The sequence below is a fragment of the Kitasatospora setae KM-6054 genome, from assembly GCF_000269985.1.
GTDB lineage: Bacteria > Actinomycetota > Actinomycetes > Streptomycetales > Streptomycetaceae > Kitasatospora > Kitasatospora setae.
Genome location: NC_016109.1, coordinates 7,644,954 through 7,664,640, shown reverse-complemented (window position 1 = coordinate 7,664,640; position 19,687 = coordinate 7,644,954). Strand labels below are relative to the sequence as shown.

Genomic DNA, 19,687 nt, shown 5'->3' with positions numbered 1-19,687 from the left:
TCTCTACTGGCTTCTGAAGCTTACCTCCCGGGTTTCGTCGGTGTCACCGGGGTGTGCGGCGGCGGCGCGGACCGCCGCGCGCAGGGCGGCGGCGAGGGCGGGGACGTCGACCGGGCCGGTGGTGTCGACGCGGTGCACCGGGCCGAGGACGAGCGGTCCGGCGGTGAGCGCCCAGGCGTCCCAGCGCGGGTCGGGCTCGCCGGGGCGCTCGGGGTGCACGGGGTGCCGGTGCGGGACGCGCTCCTCGAAGCGGCGGCGGGCCAGCGCGACCGGGACGTCGCACCAGACCTCCTGCGGCACGCCGACCCCGGCCGAGTCCAGTTCGGCCCGGACGATCCGGCGCAGCGGGTCACCGAGCCAGGGCGCCTCCAGCACGGCGGCGCCGCGGGCGTCGCGCAGCAGCGTCCAGAGCGTCTCGCCGGCGGCGGCGCCGAGCAGCCGGCTCCACTCCCAGCGGTCGGCGGGGCACAGCGGGGCGAGCCGGTCGGCCAGGGTCTCCTTCACCGCGTCCTTGCCGAACAGCGGGAGGCCGAGCTCGGCGGCCAGCGCGCGGGCGAGGGTGCTCTTGCCGGCCCCGGGCAGGCCGTTCACCAGTACGGTCATCATCCTTCCAACATAACGGCGCTGACGTCCCGTCCGGGCGGGGGACGTCCGGCCCATGGTGGTGCCCATGCGGGAGAACCGGGCGTTCGGCCACTACTTCGGCACGCTGTCCGGCGCACGCGGCCCCGCTCCCGCCGTGGCGGTTTCCGGGGGCGGGGGTCGGGTGGATTGGCGGATCCGGGCGGGCTACAGTCCTGCGCATGCTGATCACGGAGGCCTTCAACGTGCTGTCCTCGCCCGAAGGCCGGCGCGATCCCTACCCCGGGTACGCCGCGTTGCGCGCGCACGGGCCGATCGTGCGGCTGCGGCCCGGCTTCTACGTGGTGACCGGGTACGACCTGATCAGCAGGCTGTTGCGGGACCCGCGGCTGGAGGTGCGGGGCTGGCCCGAGGGGGCGGCCTCCCGGCTGGTCGGGGACTCGATGCTGAAGGCGAACGGCGCCGACCACGCCCGGGTCCGGCAGTGCGCGCGGGACGCGTTCTCGCCGCGCAACGCCGACCGTCTGCGCGGGGTGGTCACCGAGCAGGCCGCCGTCCTCGTCGAGTACGTCGCCCACCTCGGCCGGAGCGATGAACCCGTCGATCTGATGGACGAGTTCGCCTACCCGCTGGCCGTCCGGGCGGTCAGCGCGCTGCTCGGGATCCCGGTCGCCGAGCAGCAGTGGTTCCGCGAGCGGGCGCAGGAGCTGACCGGCGCGCTGGAGCCGTTCCGGGCGCCCGGTCCGTCCACGGCGGCCGACCGGGCGGCCGGCGAACTGGAGGAGTACGTCACGGCCCTGGTCCGGCGCCGCCGGGCCGAGCCGGGCGAGGACCTGGCCAGCGCGCTGGTGCGGGCGCACGACCGGGAGGCGGGCGCGCTGTCCGCGCGCGAACTCACCGCGAACCTGGTCCTGTTGACCCTCGCGGGCTTCGAGACGTCCGCGAACCTGATCGGCAACGGCCTCGGCCTGCTGCTGGACCGTCCCGACCTCGCCGCGGACCTGCGCGAGGACGACGGCCTGGCGGACCGCTACGTCGAGGAGGTGCTGCGCTTCGACGCGCCGCTGCAGCTGACCAGCCGCTGGGCGACGGAGCCGGTGGTACTCGACGGGATCGGCACGGTCGAGGCGTCCAGCCACCTCCTGCTCCTCCTCGCGGCGGGCAACCACGACCCCGCCCGCTTCACCGACCCGGAGCGCTTCGACCCGTTCCGGGAGTCCCCGCCGCCGCTGTCGTTCGGGGCCGGCGCGCACTACTGCCTGGGCGCGGCGCTGGCCCGCACGGAGGCCCGGATCGCGCTGCCGCTACTGCTCCGGCGCCTGCCCGGCATGCGGCGCGCGGGCGAGGCACGGCGGCGCGACCGGCTGACCTTCCGCGGCTTCAGCAGCCTGCCGGTGACCTGCGGCGGCTGAGCGCGGAGCGATCTTGTGCCGGGCCGCTCGGCGCTGAGAGGATGCGACGCGCGCCGCACGCCAGTGCAACCAGCCGTCCGCCACTTGAGGGGGAACCCATGAGCACCGCCAGCACCGCCACCGGCCTGCCCGCCGACGCCCGGGACACCGAGTCGCTGCTCGCCGACATCGAGCGGATCGAGTCCTTCCTCAACGGCACCGAGCCGGTCCGGGCCGCCGACGCCACCGCCGCCGACGCCGCTGCCGCTGGTGGCGACGCAGGCGCCACGATCCCCTGCGCGTCCTCGGACGACGTGACGATCCTCATCGGCGGCACCTACTGCTGACCCGGGCTCCCGAGCCGCAGCACCATGAGCGACGAGTCGGCCGCCGAGCCGGTCATCCCCACCGCCGGCCCGGCCCTTCCCGCCGACACCGTCCTTCCTGCTGACACCGTCCTTCCCGCCGCCGCCTGGTCCGAGCGGGCCGACCGCCTGGCCCGGGCGGCGGTGGCGGAGACCTGCCGGGACCACCCCGGCCCGCTGCCGGACGGGATCCACGCGCTCCTGGACCGCTACCCCGGCAGCGTCCAGTGCCGGCTGTTCGCCCCGGCCGTGGCCGGGGCCCTGTCGGCCCCGCCCGAGGACGCCCTGCCGGTCGCCGCCGCCTCCCGGCTCTGGTGGGCCGGCGCGCAGATGCTGGACGACCTCGCCGACGGCTCCACCGGCGACGCGCCGACCGCCCGGACCGGCGCCGAGCGCGTCCTGCTGGCGATGGCCTGCGGCACGCTGCTGCCGTTCGCCGTCATCGACCGGCAGCCGCTGCCCCCGGCCACGGCCGCCCACTGGCGGGCCGCCCTGCTGGACGCCTCCCTGCTCGCCACCGCGGGCCAACTCGCCGACCTCGCCTCGGCGCAGGGCCCGCCCACCGCCGCGAGGGTGATGGCCGGCTACCGCGGCAAGAGCGGCGCCCCGTACGGGCGCGACGCCGTGATGGCGGCCCGCCTCGCCACCGACCACCCGACGCACCTGCGCGGCTGGCGCGCCTTCGGCGAACTCTTCGGCGTCCTACGGCAGTTGGCCAACGACGCGCCGTACGAGGACGCCGTCCTCGACACCGACCTGGGCAACGGGACGCTCACCCTGCTGCTGGCCGACGCCCTGGAGGGCGCCGACCCGTCCGGACGCGAGCGGCTGCTGCGACTGCGCGAGCGCGCCCGGCTGGAACCCGACGCGCGCGCCGAACTGCGGGCCGCCCTGCGGGACTCCGAGACCGCCCGCACCTACGCGGACCGCGTCACCACGCTCCGGCAGCGGGCCTGCGCACTGCTCGACCGGCTGGCCGGCGCCTCCGCGTACCGCGACCTGCTGCACGCGCTGCTCCACGAGTCGGCGGCCCAGGCCCTCGGCCCCGCACCGGCCGCCTGAACGCCGCTCTCGCCCCGCCGGGGAGGCGGATCGTCGACGGTGCGGACGGCGGCGGCGCGGACGGCGGTGGCGGTGACCGTCAGGCGGAGCGGGTGTAGAACGGTGGCTGCTCCGGGGGGCGGGCCAGGAAGGCGAGCTGGAGGCCCTGGTCGAGGCGCAGCCGCAGGGCCGGGTCGGCGGCGAGGGCCGGGCCGAGGCGGGCGGCGAGGGCCTGGAGGGCGGCGGGGTCGGTGGCCGGGCCGGCGAGGACGAGGGCCAGGGTGGCGTCGGCGTCCGGGGCCGGGGCGAGGTGGGCGGCGCTGACGGCCGGTTCGGCGGCGAGCAGGTCGCGCAGGGCCTGCTGGACCTCCGGGTCGCGGTGCGGGGGCAGGTAGCGGCGGTTCTCCGCGACGGCGCGCAGCCGGGCGCCGGACAGCTGGTAGGCGACCGGTCCGGCCGGGTCGACCAGCAGGGTGTCGGCGCGCTCCCCGAAGGCGACCATCGCGGCCTGCGGGGCGGCGACCGGCGCCGGGCGGGCGTCCGCGCGCCAGCGGGCCATGGTGGCGAGCGAGGTGAACGCCGGCAGCGCGCGGCGCCCGTCCGGGGCCTCCACCACCGGGACGGCCATGTCGCTGGTCTTCTCGTGCCGGTGCCCGTTCGCGTCGACCTCGACCTCGCCGAGCAGCGCCACGATCGGCACCATCAGCCGGCTCGGCGTGAGGGCGGCGAGCAGCTCGGGCTCGGCGGCCGGGTCCTGCTGCCAGGCGGCGAGGGCCGCGACCAGGACGGGATCGGCGGTGCCGTCGTCCTCGGCGAACCCGGGATTGGGGATGTTCTTGCGCTCCACCCCGTGAGCGTATGCCACGTTTACTCCGGGAACGGCAACGGAGCTGGAGGTCACGCGGTGGAGCGGCGCGGACGGTTGGCGGTGGCGGCCGAGGCGGAGCGGCGCGGACGGTTGGCGGTGGCGGCGGTGGTGCCCCGGACGGGGGCGGCGGCGGTGCGCGGCGGTGGGCGGTTCGTGACCGCGAGCACGGTGAAGGTCGACCTGGTCGCGGCGCTGCTGCTGCGGGCGGGCGGCGTGGAGCGGCTGACCGGCGCAGAGCGGGAGTCGGCGCGGGCGGCGATCGTCCGCAGCGACAACGCGTCGGCGAGCGAACTGTACGAGCGGGTCGGCGGCGCGGACGGGCTGGACGCGGCCTACCGGGCGCTCGGCCTGCCGGAGACCACCGCCGGACGGGACGGCTACTGGGGCCTGACTACGACCACCGCCGGCGACCGGGTCCGCCTGCTGCGCCGGATCTTCACCGCCGGGGACCCGCGCGCGCTCCCCGGGCGGGCCTGGCTGGCCGGACTGATGCGGGAGGTCGTGCCCGCGCAGGTCTGGGGCGTCTCGGCGGCGGGCGCCACCGCGCTCAAGAACGGCTGGCTGCCGCGCACCGCGACCGGCCTGTGGGTCGTCGACAGCTTGGGCGCCCGCCCGGACGGGACGCTGGTCGCGGTCCTCTCCGACGGCTGGCCGGACCTGGCGGCGGGCGTGTCGGCGGTGGAGGCGGCGGCCCGCCGGGCGGTGGCGGCGATCGGCGGCCCGTCGGGCAGTGGCGGGAGCGGCGAGGGCGGCGGGGCGGCGGGGCCGGAGGGGGGCGGGGCGGATTCGGGGGCCTTCGGATCTACCGCCCGGTAGGGGGATGTGGCAGTCTGCGGCCATGGCACTCCTCGACACCCCCGCGACCAGCGGCACTGTCTCCGACCGGGCCCGTTACGACCGGGCGACGGCGCACCTGGACGCGCCGCTGGCCGTCGTCGACCTGGCGGCGTTCGACGCGAACGCGGCGGACCTGGTGCGGCGGGCGGGCGGGAAGCCGATCCGGGTGGCGTCGAAGTCGGTGCGGTGCCGGGCGCTGCTGGAGCGGGTGCTGGGCATGGACGGGTTCGCGGGGCTGATGAGCTTCACGCTGGCGGAGTCGCTGTGGCTGGTGGAGTCGGGTCTCACCGACGTGCTGCTGGCGTACCCGTCGGCGGACCGGGCCGCGTTCGGTCGGCTGACCGCCGATCCGGAGCTGGCCCGGCAGGTGAGCGTGGTCGTCGACGACGTCGCCCAGCTGGACCTGATCGACGCGGCGCGCGGGGGTTCGGCGACCGTGCGGGTCTGCCTGGAGCTGGACACCTCGCTGCGGCTGCTGGGCGGCCGGCTCCGGGTCGGGGCGCGCCGCTCGCCGCTGCGCACGCCCGAGCAGCTCGGCCGGTTCGCCGAACTGGTGAACGCCCGGCGGGGGTTCGAGGTGGTCGGCCTGATGGCGTACGAGGGCCACGTGGCGGGTGTCGGGGACGCGGTGCCGGGCCGGCCGGTGCGGTCGGCGGCGGTGCGGCTGATGCAGGCGAAGGCGCGGGCCGAGCTGGCGGTGCGGCGGGCCGAGGTGGTGCGGCGGGTGCGCGAGGTCGCCGAGCTGGAGTTCGTGAACGGCGGCGGCACCGGCAGTGTCGAGTCGACGGTGGCGGAGCGCGCGGTGACCGAGGTGGCCGCCGGTTCGGGCCTGTTCGTTCCCCGGCTGTTCGACAACTACCGCGCGTTCCACGGCCGTCCGGCCGCGCTGTTCGCCCAGCCGGTGGTCCGGCGGCCCGGCGTCGGCGTGGTGACGGTGCTCGGCGGCGGCTATCCCGCCTCCGGTCCGGCGGGCGCGGACCGCTCCCCCGTCCCGTACCTGCCGGCCGGGCTGCGCTACGACCCGCAGGAGGGCGCGGGCGAGGTGCAGACCCCGCTGCTGGGCTCGGCCGCGGACGACCTGCTGATCGGCGACCGGGTGTGGTTCCGGCACGCGAAGGCGGGTGAACTGTGCGAGCGCTTCGAGCGGTTGCACCTGATCGAGGGCGACGCCGTCACCGCCACCGTCCCGACCTACCGGGGCGAGGGGCACACCTTCCTCTGACCCCGGCCGGCCGCCCGACCTCGGTGTCCTACCGGCGGCGGAACAGCGCCGTCCACAGGAACGGCACGCCGAACAGCTCGGCTTCGTCCGGCAGTTCGCGCATCCGGCGGAGTTCGACCTCGGTGAGGTCGCCGAAGATCCGGCGCAGCGCGGCGGGGGTGTAGGCGAGGCCGCCGGCCAGGTCGCGGGTGCGGTAGAGGTCGGCGTCGGGGAGTTCGGAGCCCATGCCGCCCTCGCCGGCGGCGAAGCAGGTGAGGGCGAGGTGTCCGCCGGGGGCGAGGACGCGGTCGAGCAGGGCGAGGTAGCTGATCCGGCGGTGCGGGGGCAGGTGGTGGAAGCAGCCGGAGTCGACGACCAGGTCGTACGGGCCCTCGAACGCGCCCGCGGGCAGGGCGAAGGCGTCGCCCTGGTGCAGCCGGACGGTGGCGCCCGCCGCGCGGGCGCGTTCGGCGGCCCAGGCGAGGGCGACCGGCGAGAGGTCGACGGCGTCGACGGTGAACCCGCGGGCCGCGAGGTGGAGCGCGTTGCGCCCGGCGCCGCAGCCGAGGTCGAGGGCGTGGCCCGGGGCGAGCAGGCCGCTGTCGAGGTGGGCGGCGAGGTTCTCGTCCGGTTTCGCGGCGAAGAACGGGACGGGGCGGGAGCGGTCGCTGTAGAAGCGGTCCCAGAAGTCCCGGCCGTCACCGGTACCGAGCCGCCCGCCCGCGGCGGGCGGTGGCGCGGGTTCGGTGTGGAACAGGCCGTCCAGGAGTGTGAGGACGTCCTCGACGGTGCGTGCGGTCCGGTCCATCCGGCCCCCCTTCCGAATCCCCTCGATCCTAGGGAGGATGGAGGAATAAGGCCAGGTCAGCGAGTGTGCGGCGAGGTGCTGGGCGGGCTCGTGGCGGCTGCCCGGGGCGCGGGTGGGGCCGAGGGGTCCGGCGGTGGGGTCCGGGGCGGCCGGGGGCCGTGGGGGGCCGGGGTGGGGCTGCTCCGGGCGGGGGCGGCGGAACTTTTTCCGAGGAATTTCGCCGGACCGTGTCGAGAACCCGGCAGCGGCTCCGTCCCAGGGGTGTGAGCGGCCAGAATGGGCCGCATCCGCACGGAGGAGTGAGACCGATGGCCAAGTACCTGCTGCTCAAGCACTACCGCGGCGCGCCGGAGCCCGAGGGCTTCGTCCCGATGGACCGCTGGACGCCCGCGGAGGTCACCGCGCACATCCGGTACATGCGCGACTTCGCCGCGAAGCTGGAGGGCACCGGCGAGTTCGTGGACGCCCAGGGGCTGGCGCCGGAGGGCACCTGGGTGCAGTACGGGGGCGAGGGGAAGCCGCCGGTGACGGACGGGCCGTTCGCCGAGACCAAGGACCTGATCGCCGGCTGGATGATCATCGACGTGGACAGCCGGGAACGGGCCCTGGAGCTGGCCGGCGAGCTGTCGGCGGCGCCCGGCGCGGGCGGGGAGCCGATCCGCGAGTGGCTGGAGCTGCGTCCGGTCATGTCCGAGCCGCCGACCGTCACCGAATGACCGGGCCCGCCCGGCCCGGCGGGGTCGACGAGGCGCTGCTGCGCGTGCTGACACCGCAGGTGCTGGGCGTGCTGGTGCGGCGCGGGGCCGACTTCGCGGCGGCCGAGGACGCCGTCCAGGAGGCGCTGCTGGAGGCGGTCCGGCACTGGCCGGACGAGCCGCCCCGGGACCCGAAGGGCTGGCTGGTGACCACCGCCTGGCGGCGCTTCCTGGACGCGGCGCGGGCCGACAGCGCGCGCCGCCGCCGGGAGGACGCCGTCGACGAGCAGCCCGCGCCCGGACCGGTCCCGGACAGCGACGACTCGCTGCGGCTGTACTTCCTGTGCGCGCACCCGTCGCTGACGCCGTCCTCGGCGGTGGCGCTGACGCTGCGCGCCGTCGGCGGGCTGACCACCCGGCAGATCGCCGCCGCGTACCTGGTGCCGGAGGCGACCATGGCGCAGCGGATCAGCCGGGCCAAGCGCACCGTCGCGGGCGTCCGGCTGGACCGGCCCGGGGACGTCGCGACCGTGCTGCGGGTGCTCTACCTGGTGTTCAACGAGGGCTACTCGGGCGACGTCGACCTGGCGGCGGAGGCGATCCGGCTGACCCGGCAGCTCGCCGCCCTGGTCGACCACCCCGAAGCCGCCGGGCTGCTCGCCCTGATGCTGCTGCACCACGCCCGCCGGGCCGGCCGGACCGGGCCCGACGGCAGCCTCGTCCCGCTCGCCGAACAGGACCGCACCCGCTGGGACACCGCCGCCATCGCCGAGGGCGTCGCCGTCCTGCAGGCCGCGCTGACCCGCGACCGGCTCGGCGAGTACCAGGCCCAGGCCGCGATCGCCGCCCTGCACGCGGACGCGCCGACCGCCGCCGAGACCGACTGGGTCCAGATCGTCGAGTGGTACGACGAGCTGATCGCCCTGACCGGCAACCCGGTGGCCCGCCTCAACCGGGCCGTCGCCCTCGGCGAGGCGGACGGCCCCCGCGTCGGCCTCGCCGCACTCGCCGCACTCGACCCCGCGCTCCCCCGCCACACCGCCGCCCGCGCCTACCTCCACGAACGCGCCGACGACCTTCCGACCGCCGCCGCGCTGTACGCGGCAGCGGCCCGCGAGGCCGGCACGGCGGCCGAACGGGACCACCTGATCCGGCAGGCGGCCCGGCTCAACACGCTGCTGCGCGGGGGTGAGAGCGGGGGCGGGGGCGGGGGCGGGTAGGGGGGACGGACGGGAGCGGCCCGGCGCTCCGCGCCCCCGAGTGGGCGGTGCGCCGGGCCGCGGTCCGGTGTGGGCGGGGGTGGCTCCCGGTGCCGGTCCCGGTCAGGTGGTGGTGCCGGCGCCGCCGGTGCCGCCCTTGAGGGTGCTGGGGTCGACCTTGGTGATGCCCTTGACGATGGTGTCCATCTGGTCGGGGCCCGGGGCCTTGTCGGCGATGTCGAAGCCGAAGTGGACGGCGGTCAGGGCCTTGCCGTCGGCGGTCGGGAAGACGACCGTCTCGACGTAGCCGGGGTTGCCCTTGGCCGCGTCGACCTTCCAGCGGACCAGGTAGCCGGACTGGCCGGCCACCGTGACGGCCTCGCTCTTCAGCTCCTGGTGGCCGTTCAGGTCGCCGTACGCCTCCTTCGCGGCGGTCGCGATGTCGTCCTGGGCGGCCTTCTTCGCGTCGTTGCCCTTGAGCTGGCCGGTGGAGACGCCGCCCAGCGAGCAGCTGTCCGAGCCGTCGACGCAGGTGTAGCTGCCGATGGAGAGGGCCGCGTAGCCGGCGGCGGTGGTGCCGCCGTCCCAGCCGCCGGGGATCGGCAGCGAGATGCCGTTGACCATGTCGACGGCGGCCTGGGCGTTCTTGCCGGTGCCGGTGCCGCCGCCGTTGCCGTTGCCGTTCCCCTTGCCGTTCTTGCCGGTGCCGCCGCCGTTGCCCTGGCCGTTGCCCTGGTCGTTCTTGCCGCCGTCGCCGAAGCCGAACGGGTCGCTGTTGCCCCCGCCGCTCCCGTTCCCGCCCTTGCCGCCGTTGCCGCCCTCGCCGCCCTCGCCGTCGCCGAAGAGGCCGCCGCCGAAGCGCTGCCCGTCCGAGCTGCGGGAGGCGGTCTTGGTGTCGTCGTGGCGGCCGTCCATCGCGAGGTAGGTGACGCCGGAGCCGATCGCGAGGCCGAGCACGGCGGCGACCGAGGCGGCGACCAGGACGGGCTTCGGGGCCCGGTCGCGGGTCGGCTTGGCCCCGTACTGCCCGGTGTACGGGGGCAGCGGGGGGTAGCTGACGGTCTGCCCGGAGGCGTCCAGCACGGTGCCCTCGAGGACGGCGGTGTCCTCCGTGGAAGGCGTCCCGGGGGACGTTCCAGGGGACGTCCCGGCGGGCGCCGCCGGAGGCGGGGCGTCGGTGGGGGCGGCCTCCGGCTGCGGCGCGGGGGCCGGGCGGGTTTCGGCCGTCCAGCCGGTGCCGTCCCACCAGCGCTGGGGGCGGGGGTCGCTGTCGGTGTCGACGGGGTCCGGGTACCACCCGGCCGGAATCTGCTGCTCGCTCACGGTAGAGACCCTAGGGGGCTGCGGATAAGCGGGAAATCAGGGCGGGGCCGGAAACGGGGGTCCGGCGATGAGATTCCGGTGAGAATCGGACGTCAGTCCCCCCTCCCGGGTGCTTCCGGGGCACCACCGGGGCGCGCGCCGTGCTCCACGCGCCTGATGGGGCGCACGAGATGGGTGGGTCACCCGGCGGCGCGCGGGGGCGCACGGCAGAATGCGCGCCATGACCTCTCGTCCTCCCGTGACCCGTCCCGCGCCGGGCCCCGCCTCCGGTCGTCCCGCGGCCCGGCCCGTGATCGGCATCAGCACCTACCTCGGCGACGCCGCCTGGGGGCGCTGGGACCGCCTGCGCTCCGTCCTGCTGCCCGTGCGCTACCCCGAGCTGGTGCGCGCGGCCGGCGGCATCGCCGTGATGCTGCCGCCGGACGCCCCGGAGCACGCGGCGGCCGTGGTGTCCCGGCTGGACGGCCTGGTGATCTCGGGCGGCGAGGACGTCGACCCGGTGCTGTACGGCGAGCGCCCGCACGAGAAGACGATCGCCAACGCCCCCGAGCGCGACCTGTGGGAGGCCGCGCTGATCCGCGCCGCGCTCGCCGCCGGCACCCCGCTGCTGGGGATCTGCCGGGGCATGCAACTGCTGAACGTGGTGTGCGGCGGCTCGCTGATCCAGCACCTGCCGGACGTGGTCGGCGAGGAGCTGAGCCACATCGGCGGGCCCGGCGAGTACGGGCGGCACGCGGTGCGCCCCGTCCCCGGCACGCTGCTGGCGGACCTGCTGCCGGAGGAGTCGGTGGTCGTCCCGACCTTCCACCACCAGGCGGTCGCCCGGCTCGGCGAGGGCCTGACCGCCAGCGCGTACGCCGAGGACGGCACGATCGAGGCGGTCGAGGGCGCGGGCTTCACCGTCGGCGTCCAGTGGCACCCCGAACAGGGCGAGGACCTGCGGGTGGCCCGCGCCCTCGTGCACGCCACCCGGCTCGCCCCGCTCACCACCCCGAACAGCCCCGAGGAGGCCGCCCTCCCAGCGTTCTAGGAGAACGGCGTTCTGGGCAGACGGCTCAGGGCAGCGCGAGGCCGGCCGCGGCGGCGAGCACGCCGAGGCCGGCCGCGCCGAGCAGGCAGGGGACGACGCCCCGGCGCAGCACCAGCAGCCAGAGCGCGGCGAGGCCCAGCACGGCGTACTGCCAGGGGCGGCCGAGGGCCAGCGCGAGCGGGAGGGCGGAGCCGGCGATCGCGCCGATGACGGCAGGGCCGGCGCCGGTCAGGAAGTCCTGGACGGCGCGGTGGGCGCGCAGTCGGTCGAAGTGCGCGGCCCCGAACAGCACGAACAGGAAGGACGGGGCGAAGGCCACCGCCGCGGCGAGCAGCCCGCCGAACACGCCCGCGGCGGCGTAGCCGACCACCGCGACGGTCTGCACCACCGGGCCCGGGGTGATCTGGCCGAGCGCGACGGCGTTCAGGAACTGGCCGTCGGTCATCCAGTGGTAGCGCTCGACGGCGTCCTGCTGCATCAGCGGGATGATCACGAAGCCGCCGCCGTAGGACAGCGCCCCGACCTTGAACGCGACCCAGGCGAGCGCACCCAGCCCGCCGGTCGCGGCCAGGCCGGGAACCAGCAGCGGCAGCGCCCGGCGCGGACGCCCGCCGGGGCGGTCCTCCCCCGCGCCGTCCTCGTCCGCGCCGGCCTGCCCCGCGCCGGCCTCGTCCGGTCGGCCGAGCGCGCTGTCCCCCGTACGGCTGGTTTCGTCGTCGGCACGGACAGCGGGGGCGGCGGGGCTGGCGGCGGGGCGGGCCTCGCGGCGGCGGAAGGCGATCTCGGCGGCGCCGGTGGCGAGCAGGACGAGGACCAGCCAGGGGCCGGTGAGGACCGCGGCGGCGGCGCCGAGCAGCAGGTAGGCCGTCCAGCGGGTGCGGGCCGGGCCGGGGCCGGAGCGCCGCAGGCTGGGCGGGACGAGGGAGGTGGCGGCCTGGACGGCGACGGCGGCGACCGCGCCGCCCGCGCCCGCGGCGGCGCCGAGCACCCAGCGCGGCGGGTTCCCGGTCAGGAACAGCGCGGACAGCAGCAGGATCAGCGCCAGCCCGGGGAGGATGAACGCCGCGCCGCCGACCAGCGCCCCGGCGGTGCCGCGCAGCCGCCAGGCGGTGAAGATCGCCAGCTGGGTGGAGGCCGGTCCGGGGAGCAGGTTGGTCGCGGCGATGCCGTCCTCGAACTCGCTCGCGGCGAGCCAGCCGCGCCGCTCCACGCAGAGCCGGCGCAGCAGCAGGATGTGCGCGGGCGGCCCGCCGAAGCCGAGGACGCCGATCCGGCCCCACTCCCGGGCGATCACCGTGAGCGGCACCCGCTCCGCCGCCCGTCCGTCCGCCCGCTCTCCGGTCCGCTCCGTCACTCCGGTTCCGCTCCCCTGCCGAACTGCCGCGCGAGCCGCGCGGATGCGGGGCGCACCCTACCCGACCCGGATGGCGCAACGGGGAACGACAACGGTCACCACCGCCGCCTTTGGATCTTCGTCCGTTCCGGGGTTCACTTCTGGTGCGGACACCAGAGCGGAGGGATCCCGATGGCCGGGCACGACCACGACCACGACGACGACCACAAGGGGCACAGCCACGCGGTGGCGGCGGACGCGGACCGGAAGTGGCTGTGGAGCGCGCTGGTCCTGCTGTCGGCGTTCATGGTCGGCGAGGTGGTGGTCGGCTTCGCCGCGCGGTCGCTGGCGCTGATCTCGGACGCCGCGCACATGCTGACCGACACGGCGTCGATCGCGCTGGCGCTGGTCGCGATGCGGCTGGCGGCGCGGCCGGCGCGCGGCGGCTACACGTACGGGTTGAAGCGGGCCGAGATCCTCTCCGCGCAGGCGAACGGGGTGACGCTGCTGGTGCTGTCGGCGTGGCTGGGCTACGAGGCGGTGACCCGGCTGGTCTCGCCGCCGGAGGTGGCGGGCGGGCTGGTGCTGGTGACGGCGCTGGTGGGCGTGGTGGTGAACGTCGCGGCGACCTGGTGCATGTCGAAGGCGAACCGGTCGTCGCTGAACGTCGAGGGCGCGTTCCAGCACGTGCTGACCGACCTGTACGCGTTCGTCGCGACGGCGGTGGCGGGCGCGGTGGTGCTGCTCACCGGGTTCGTCCGGGCGGACGCGATCGCCTCGCTGGTGGTGGTGGCACTGATGCTGCGGGCCGGGATCGGGCTGGTCCGGGACTCGGCGCGGATCTTCCTGGAGGCCGCGCCGGCCGGCGTCGACCCGGACGAGGTGGCGGACCGGATGGTCTCCGCGCCGCAGGTCGAGGAGGTCCACGACCTGCACATCTGGGAGATCACCTCGAACGAGCCGGCCCTGTCCGCGCACGTCCTGGTCACCCCGGGCGGCGACTGCCACGCGGTGCAGCGCGAACTCCAGCGCCGGCTGCGCGAGGAGTACCGGATCACCCACGCCACCCTCCAGGTCGACCACGTCGGCGAGGACGGCGAGGACGGGCTGCTGCAGATCGCCCCGAGCAGCGCGGCGGCGGCAGCGGCGGCGGAGCAGGCGAAGACGGCCGGGGACGCGGGCCGCGACCACTGCGGGGACGTGCACGGCCCGGTGCACCGCTCGGGCCCGCACCCGCACTGAGCGCCCGTCAGCCCGGGCTTGTCGGCGGGATGCGGCATGATCGGGGGGTGACCGCACCGACCGCCTCCGCCGCGCCCCGCCTGATGCTGCTGGACACCGCCAGCCTCTACTTCCGCGCCTACTTCGGCGTCCCCGATTCGCTCCGCTCCCCGCAGGGCGAGCCGGTGAACGCGGTGCGCGGCCTGCTGGACTTCATCTCCCGGCTGGTCCACGACCACGGCCCGGACCAGCTGGTCGCCTGCATGGACGCCGACTGGCGCCCGCAGTGGCGGGTCGACCTGATCCCGACCTACAAGACCCACCGGGTCGCCGAGGCGGCACAGGCCGGCGAGGAGGAGGTACCGGACACGCTGGCCCCGCAGGTCCCGGTGATCGAGCAGGTCCTGGACGCCCTGGGCATCGCCCGGGTCGGCGTCCCCGACTACGAGGCCGACGACGTGATCGGCACCCTGGCCACCCGCGCCACCGGCCCGGTCCGGATCGTCACCGGCGACCGGGAGACTGCAGATTACCAACCCGCGCGCGTCCTGATCGTGACAGGCGACAGAGACCTCTTCCAGCTCGTCGACGACGCGCGCGGCGTGCAGGTCATCTACCCGATCAAGGGCGTCGGCAACGCCGAGGTCATCACCGAGGCCGTCCTCCTCGACAAGTACGGCGTCACCGGCGCCGAGTACGCCGACATGGCCGCCCTGCGCGGTGACCCGAGCGATGGCCTCCCCGGTGTCAAGGGCATCGGCGAGAAGACCGCCACCCAACTCATCCGCGAGTACGGCGACCTCGCCGGCATCCGCACCGCCGCCGCCGACCCCCTCTCCAAGCTCACCCCGGCCCGCCGCAAGAACCTCCTCGAAGGCGCCGCCTACCTCGACGTCGCCCCCACCGTCGTCCGCGTCGCCACCGACGTCCCCCTCCCCGCCTTCGACCCCACCCTCCCCACCGAACCCCTCGACCCCATGACCCTCGAAGCCCTCACCACCCGCTGGGGCCTCGGCACCTCCCTCACCCGCCTCCTCGACACCCTCGCCCAAGCCCGGAAGACCGCGTGAGATTGCACGGCCAAGGGCGGCAGAGCTGCACGTGAGGGGAGAGAACCATCACTCCTCTACGGGGTCGGCTGGGTGGCGGTGCGGCGTCGCGACCAGGAGCTGGGGGTTGGCAGGTTCGCGTTGACGACGATAGCTGCGACCAAGGATGGGGCTTCTGGGTTGGCGAGCCCGTGGAGAGCTGGTTCCAGGGTGAACAGGTAGTTCTCTGGGACGCCAACGGGTGAGGTTTTGCGGCTCATGTCCAAGATGCACAGGATCGACAGGCGTGCGCCGTCGGCCGCCGCGTACTGGGTTGGCTGGCCCATGTATTTGGGTGCCGTGGCCTTGGTGACGGGGGTCTTGCGTTCGACTTTCAGCTCCGCGGTGATCTTGTCGTGGCGTACGTCGAGGTAGCCGAGCGCAAGGGGCGTTCCGCGCTGGAGCCGGCCGCCGAGCTCGGGTTCGGCCTGCAGGTCCGCGTACAGGTCGTCGTGGAACTTCCGCTCGGTAACGCTGGTGCCGCGTTTGTACTGCTTGTTCCAGGTCATCCTCAGGCCGATGCGGCAGATCGCGGTGAAGAGGCGGCAGAACGCCTGCAGGTGGTCCTCGTCGTAGCCGCTCTCGTGGAGCCGCTCGTACAGGGCCAGCAGGCGCTCGTCGAAGACTGGGAAGTCGGTCAGGAAGTCCCGGGAGGCGTCGAAGGGCCGGCAGCGGATCTCGCGGTGTCCAGCGACGTCGAGGTCCTCGACGACCTCCCGGCCGTCCTTGATGCCGCGCCAGCGCAGGCGGACCAGGAACGGCGGAGAGGGGCGGCCTGCCGGCAGGCCGAACCTCAGGATGAGTGTTCCGTCCTCGCTGAAGGTCTCCTGACCGGGCTGAGCCGGTCGCGGCCATACATAGGCGGGGGTTTGCGCCTCGGTAGGGGTGAAGTGGCTCAACAGGTCCGCCTCGAGTGTCTGAGCCCAGTCCGGCCAGGGGCCGGGCTGCACGTCCAGCCGGAGCTCGTAGACCGTGGACGGGCGCAGGACCTGGGGGCCGGTGACAAGCTGGTCGTCGATGCTGGCCAGGACGACAGCCACGTCAGGGTCCGGGACAGGTTCGTCGGCCTGCGCCGGGCGGAGCCGGTGGGGTAGGCGTCGCGGTCCGGCGACGACGGGGACGGGCAGCGGCAGGCGGGCCCACGCGGTCAGGGTGTCGGCGACCGCGCTGCCGTCGGTGACCTCCCCGGCCTGCTGGACGGCCGCCACCAGAGCGCCGGCGAGGGGGTCGAGCTCGTCGAAGCGATCGCGCAGTTCGTCCGCGAGGAGCGCGGCGCGGCGGCCGACCGCAGCGGTGAGCGAGGCGACGGTGGTGTGGTCGGCGTCGAGCTCGGCGGCGTCCAGCAGGAGCAGCCGGTAGGCCAGGTCGCACAGGTCCGCGTAGCCGCGCAGGTAGGCGGCGGTCGTGGTGGCCTGCATGGACGCTGACTTCAGTCCTGCGGCGGCCTCCTGGAGGAGGGCTGCACGCTGGCGCAACGCGGCCGCGGGGTCGCTTCCCTGGTCGGCGGGTCGGCTCCCGGCCAGCAGGTCCCGCAGTCGGATCCGGAGCCGGGCCTGCTGGGCCAGGCTCGAACCCCCGCCATCTGCGGCGTCCAGCGCGGCGGCCGCGGCGGCCAGTGCCGTGGCCTCGGGCGCGGTACCGGGGCGGGCCCAGGCGTCGTCTTGGGCGGCGGCCGCGGCCAGCAGGCTCACCAGGGCGCGGTGGATCCGATAGGCAGGGGTGTCCGGCGTGGCGGCCAGGACGGCCGTCAAGATCGTGGCCGCGTCGGCGGAACGTGCGGCGCGCCAGGCGACTTCGGCAAACTCGGCAGCGGCCAGCGGCCGGTCCGGTCCCAGTTCCAGGGCGGCGGTCTCGAGGTCAGCCGTGGGCAGCGCCGCCAGGCCAGCTCCGCAGTCCAGCAGTGCGCACAATTCCTCGTCGTCGCCCTGGTTGAAGCGGTCGTTGATTTGCTGGTCGCGGGCCTGGCGCAGGCGGAGGGCAGCCATCGTGGGCGAGGTCGTGGTCGCCGGCTGCCAGGTGCGGCGCAGCGCATCGCGCAGGTCGTATCCGTCGAGTTCTGTGGCACGTTGCACGATGGTCTGCTCGATGGCGGCCTGCTGGGCGTCACCGTCCGAGCGGGTCAGCACCGCGAGCGCGGCCATGGCCTTCTTGAGGGTTCCTGTGTGCTTGCGGGCGTCGGCCTCGCGGCAGACCGTGAGGGCGTGGAGGAGGAGCCGGATCCGTTCGTTCTCGCCCCACTCCAGGCTTATCGCGGCGCCGAGGACAGCGTCGATCACCACGATGTGGGCATCATCGGTCAGCACGGGCAGGAGGTCAGAGACGCTGGAGGGCAGCCGGTGGCGGGTGCCGATCGTGGCCCAGGCGGTGAGGGCCACCGCGCGCAGGGACGCGTCGGCGTCGACGAGGTAGGTGTGCAGGGTCGGCACGATCGTGTGCAGGACCTGCGGCTGCTGGCCGTGCTGCGCGCCGATCTGCCCCAGACTGCGGAGCAGGTACCAGGTGACGGTGTCGCCCTGCTGGCTGGCCCGATCGTTCGCCACCGCCTCGACGACAGCCTGGCAGACCGAGGCTGCGTCGGCTTGCGCGGTGTGCTCGACGGCGCGGACCAGCGTCTGCACGGTGGAGCCGAGGAGTGTTTGATGGTTCATCCGCTCCAGCGCCTGCAGCACGACGGGCATGGTGCCCGTGGTGGTCAGGGCCGCGGCGGCCGAAGCCTGCGACACTTGCTCCAGGTCGGCGACGGCGAGCAGGGCGCCGCCCAGGATCGCGGGAACCTTGGGCAGGGCCCAGGCGGGGTGCTCCTGCGCCAGGGTTTCGATCAGGCGTGCCGCCAACGCCCGGCACTCGGTGCCCCAGTCCCCGCCGGCGCGGGTCAGCGCGGTGGTCAGCAGGTAGTCGAACAGGCCCTGCCGTCGGCTGGCGTCGAGGGCCACCTCGCGGGCGGTGCGACGGCGGTCGTCGCTCTGTAGGACACTCGCTGCTCGGTCCAGGACACCGATCAGGCGCTCACGGACTTGCTGTCCTGCGCCCTGCCCGGCAGCCTCCACCTGCACGGCCACCAGGTTGTCGCCGAGGACAAGGATGGCGGCCAGCGCGTGCTGTGTGGTCCCGATCGGCTCCAGGTCATAGGAGTCGGCGCTGTCCACCCCGAGACTGAGCAGCAGCGGTGCCGCCAGAGGCGTCACAGTGTCCAGGTGGGTCTGCGCCAGCGCGGCGATCGCGCTGGCCGCGGCGCAGCGCCGGCCGTCACCGTCCGCCTCCTGCGGTACGGCGCTGCTGCCTGCCGGGAGCAGCAGCCCGGCGGGGGCGGCGGGCCTGGGCAGCATGCCGTCCAGTACAGCCGCCACCCGCTCGGGCGCGATGTCGGCCGCCGCGCGCAGCCCGCTCGCGTCCCCGGCTCCCCCGGGCCGGGGGACGGCGAAGCTGTCCTGCGGCGGCTCGGCCAGGTAGACCAGCGCTTCGACCACGTTGTCGTCCAGCCCTACCTGGTCCGCAGTGGGCAGGAGGTCGGCCAGGCACCGACCGGCATCGGGCACGGGGGCCCGACGCAGGACCGCCATCGCGGCCTCCAGGACCGCCGGGGCGTGCTCGGGGCGGTTGCGGGCCAGGTGCCGAAGCGGCGTCAGGAGGCCGATGACGTTGTGCTGGCCAGCCAGGTCCACGGCCAGGTCGATCACCGGGGCGGTGAACAGGGCGGCGCTGCGCTGCGCGAGGGCGGCAAGACGCCGACGGGCCCCGGCCGCGCCCCCGTCCGGCTGCGCGGCGGGGTCGGCGTCGAGGACCCCGATGTCGTCCAACGCGCCCGCCATGGCGGGGTCGGCCGTCACGCGCAGGGCACGCCGGCGCTCGGCCCGCTGCGCCCACTCGGCGTGCCGTTGCTGCATGCGCTCGGCAGAGGTTTCCCGGGCCGCGGCGGCCGCGGCCTTGTTCTCCTCCATGAGGGTGGCCAGGTTCGGCACGTCCCCGGTGGGCTGGCGCAGTTCGCAGCCCACACAGTGCTTCTCGTAGAAGTCCCCCACAACCGGGGCCAGGTTCATGCTCGCGTTGCCGAGGGCCACCGGGCAGCTGACCCGCCTCATGTTGATCGGTAGGCCAGTGGCCTCCTCCGCGAGACCCTGCCCGCCGAACGGGATGAACTCCATCCGCAGGCAATGACGCCGGGCCATCTCGATCATGTGGGCGTTGCTCCGCCCCGTGCGCACTGCGCTGTCGAACAGCTTGTCCGTGTCTGGCACGATGACATCGTCTCAGCCGCCCCTGACACCCCCAGCTGACCCAGATCGTGGCGGGCGCGCCGTCGTCGATGACGCCCCTGCGGGGCGAGGGCGCTCTGATGCTGTTCCTGCGCGCCGAAGTAGCTAGACTCACCGCCTCGTGCCGCAGTCCTTCGACACCCGGGAGCAGCGGTTACAACACCCTTAGCCCGGCTTGGACCGGGCTTCGTGATCTCGGCGGACGATGACTCGCAGCGTCGATCGCCCTGGGCGGAAGCCGGGCGAGGTCTGTTCGCGCCTCGATGAGTTGGCCGCTTTCTGGGCCCACGTGCGCGACGCCGAGCCGTGGATAGACCCCAACACGGCCGGGCTCGGAATGTGATGGCCCAACCCCCGTACAGGGGCTCTACTCCTGAGCAGCCGAGCCCTGAAGGTCGGGGCAGCCCGGCCGCTTCGAACGGAGTAGTGTCTGCGGCCGAGCGCACGCCCCG

At 75.2% G+C, this 19,687-nt stretch carries 16 protein-coding genes; 10 read left to right on the top strand and 6 right to left on the bottom strand.

What is annotated here, in order from left to right; all coding sequences use genetic code 11:
* Positions 1-3 precede the first annotated feature (3 nt).
* The gene (locus tag KSE_RS33560; protein WP_051055509.1) at positions 4-606 is read right to left on the bottom strand and encodes an AAA family ATPase; all 603 of its coding nucleotides are present in this window, start codon (positions 604-606) and stop codon (positions 4-6) included.
* A gap of 197 nt (positions 607-803) precedes the next feature.
* Here KSE_RS33560 and KSE_RS33555 point away from each other — a divergent pair, with 197 nt between their 5' ends.
* The 3 genes from KSE_RS33555 (at position 804) to KSE_RS33545 (ending at position 3,400) form a co-directional block, all read left to right on the top strand.
* Positions 804-1,994 (top strand): cytochrome P450, encoded by a 1,191-nt coding sequence (locus KSE_RS33555; RefSeq protein ID WP_014139839.1) that lies wholly within the window; start codon positions 804-806, stop codon positions 1,992-1,994.
* A 98-nt stretch (positions 1,995-2,092) separates the two neighbouring features.
* Positions 2,093-2,320: a hypothetical protein gene (locus KSE_RS33550; RefSeq protein ID WP_014139838.1), complete on the top strand. Its 228-nt coding sequence runs from the start codon at positions 2,093-2,095 to the stop codon at positions 2,318-2,320.
* A 24-nt stretch (positions 2,321-2,344) separates the two neighbouring features.
* Positions 2,345-3,400 (top strand): polyprenyl synthetase family protein, encoded by a 1,056-nt coding sequence (locus KSE_RS33545; protein WP_014139837.1) that lies wholly within the window; start codon positions 2,345-2,347, stop codon positions 3,398-3,400.
* Between the two features lie 79 nt (positions 3,401-3,479).
* On the opposite strand, the gene KSE_RS33540 is transcribed toward KSE_RS33545, so the two are convergent.
* Entirely contained in the window at positions 3,480-4,226 is a 747-nt protein-coding gene (locus tag KSE_RS33540) for an SseB family protein (protein ID WP_014139836.1), read from the bottom strand.
* Between the two features lie 57 nt (positions 4,227-4,283).
* On the opposite strand from KSE_RS33540, the gene KSE_RS33535 reads away from it, so the two are divergent.
* Both KSE_RS33535 and KSE_RS33530 read left to right on the top strand, forming a co-directional pair.
* Positions 4,284-5,063: a serine hydrolase gene (locus tag KSE_RS33535; protein WP_014139835.1), complete on the top strand. Its 780-nt coding sequence runs from the start codon at positions 4,284-4,286 to the stop codon at positions 5,061-5,063.
* Between the two features lie 22 nt (positions 5,064-5,085).
* Positions 5,086-6,306 (top strand): alanine racemase, encoded by a 1,221-nt coding sequence (locus KSE_RS33530; protein WP_014139834.1) that lies wholly within the window; start codon positions 5,086-5,088, stop codon positions 6,304-6,306.
* A gap of 28 nt (positions 6,307-6,334) precedes the next feature.
* Here the strand turns inward: KSE_RS33530 and KSE_RS33525 are convergent, their stop codons facing one another.
* Positions 6,335-7,093 (bottom strand): class I SAM-dependent methyltransferase, encoded by a 759-nt coding sequence (locus KSE_RS33525; protein WP_014139833.1) that lies wholly within the window; start codon positions 7,091-7,093, stop codon positions 6,335-6,337.
* 308 nt (positions 7,094-7,401) lie between these two features.
* On the opposite strand from KSE_RS33525, the gene KSE_RS33520 reads away from it, so the two are divergent.
* Both KSE_RS33520 and KSE_RS33515 read left to right on the top strand, forming a co-directional pair.
* A complete protein-coding gene (locus KSE_RS33520) occupies positions 7,402-7,809 on the top strand; it encodes a YciI family protein (protein ID WP_014139832.1) in 408 nt (135 codons plus the stop codon).
* Entirely contained in the window at positions 7,806-9,008 is a 1,203-nt protein-coding gene (locus tag KSE_RS33515; protein WP_014139831.1) for an RNA polymerase sigma factor, read from the top strand. Before KSE_RS33520 ends, KSE_RS33515 begins: the two co-directional genes overlap by 4 nt.
* Before the next feature lie 102 nt (positions 9,009-9,110).
* Here KSE_RS33515 and KSE_RS43895 read toward each other — a convergent pair whose 3' ends face one another.
* Positions 9,111-10,310, bottom strand: a complete 1,200-nt coding sequence (locus KSE_RS43895) for a DUF2510 domain-containing protein (protein ID WP_014139830.1) — start codon at positions 10,308-10,310, stop codon at positions 9,111-9,113.
* Positions 10,311-10,530: 220 nt separating this feature from the next.
* On the opposite strand from KSE_RS43895, the gene KSE_RS33505 reads away from it, so the two are divergent.
* Positions 10,531-11,340, top strand: a complete 810-nt coding sequence (locus KSE_RS33505; RefSeq protein ID WP_063747464.1) for a gamma-glutamyl-gamma-aminobutyrate hydrolase family protein — start codon at positions 10,531-10,533, stop codon at positions 11,338-11,340.
* A 25-nt stretch (positions 11,341-11,365) separates the two neighbouring features.
* Here the strand turns inward: KSE_RS33505 and KSE_RS45240 are convergent, their stop codons facing one another.
* On the bottom strand, positions 11,366-12,694 hold the full coding sequence (locus tag KSE_RS45240) for a chromate transporter (protein ID WP_014139828.1): 1,329 nt from the start codon (positions 12,692-12,694) through the stop codon (positions 11,366-11,368).
* Between the two features lie 171 nt (positions 12,695-12,865).
* Here KSE_RS45240 and KSE_RS33495 point away from each other — a divergent pair, with 171 nt between their 5' ends.
* Both KSE_RS33495 and KSE_RS33490 read left to right on the top strand, forming a co-directional pair.
* Positions 12,866-13,915: a cation diffusion facilitator family transporter gene (locus KSE_RS33495; protein WP_014139827.1), complete on the top strand. Its 1,050-nt coding sequence runs from the start codon at positions 12,866-12,868 to the stop codon at positions 13,913-13,915.
* Between the two features lie 83 nt (positions 13,916-13,998).
* Positions 13,999-14,964: a 5'-3' exonuclease gene (locus tag KSE_RS33490; protein ID WP_033259238.1), complete on the top strand. Its 966-nt coding sequence runs from the start codon at positions 13,999-14,001 to the stop codon at positions 14,962-14,964.
* 56 nt (positions 14,965-15,020) lie between these two features.
* Here KSE_RS33490 and KSE_RS33485 read toward each other — a convergent pair whose 3' ends face one another.
* Positions 15,021-19,217 (bottom strand): hypothetical protein, encoded by a 4,197-nt coding sequence (locus tag KSE_RS33485; RefSeq protein ID WP_033259224.1) that lies wholly within the window; start codon positions 19,215-19,217, stop codon positions 15,021-15,023.
* Between the last annotated feature and the right edge of the window lie 470 nt (positions 19,218-19,687).

What these genes read in the sequence shown, in the direction of transcription:
- KSE_RS33560 (WP_051055509.1), bottom strand. Translation starts at nt 606, where the DNA reads ATGATGACCGTACTGGTGAACGGCCTGCCCGGGGCCGGCAAGAGCACC.
- KSE_RS33555 (WP_014139839.1), top strand. Translation starts at nt 804, where the DNA reads ATGCTGATCACGGAGGCCTTCAACGTGCTGTCCTCGCCCGAAGGCCGG.
- KSE_RS33550 (WP_014139838.1), top strand. Translation starts at nt 2,093, where the DNA reads ATGAGCACCGCCAGCACCGCCACCGGCCTGCCCGCCGACGCCCGGGAC.
- KSE_RS33545 (WP_014139837.1), top strand. Translation starts at nt 2,345, where the DNA reads ATGAGCGACGAGTCGGCCGCCGAGCCGGTCATCCCCACCGCCGGCCCG.
- KSE_RS33530 (WP_014139834.1), top strand. Translation starts at nt 5,086, where the DNA reads ATGGCACTCCTCGACACCCCCGCGACCAGCGGCACTGTCTCCGACCGG.
- KSE_RS33525 (WP_014139833.1), bottom strand. Translation starts at nt 7,093, where the DNA reads ATGGACCGGACCGCACGCACCGTCGAGGACGTCCTCACACTCCTGGAC.
- KSE_RS33520 (WP_014139832.1), top strand. Translation starts at nt 7,402, where the DNA reads ATGGCCAAGTACCTGCTGCTCAAGCACTACCGCGGCGCGCCGGAGCCC.
- KSE_RS33515 (WP_014139831.1), top strand. Translation starts at nt 7,806, where the DNA reads ATGACCGGGCCCGCCCGGCCCGGCGGGGTCGACGAGGCGCTGCTGCGC.
- KSE_RS33505 (WP_063747464.1), top strand. Translation starts at nt 10,531, where the DNA reads ATGACCTCTCGTCCTCCCGTGACCCGTCCCGCGCCGGGCCCCGCCTCC.
- KSE_RS33495 (WP_014139827.1), top strand. Translation starts at nt 12,866, where the DNA reads ATGGCCGGGCACGACCACGACCACGACGACGACCACAAGGGGCACAGC.
- KSE_RS33490 (WP_033259238.1), top strand. Translation starts at nt 13,999, where the DNA reads ATGCTGCTGGACACCGCCAGCCTCTACTTCCGCGCCTACTTCGGCGTC.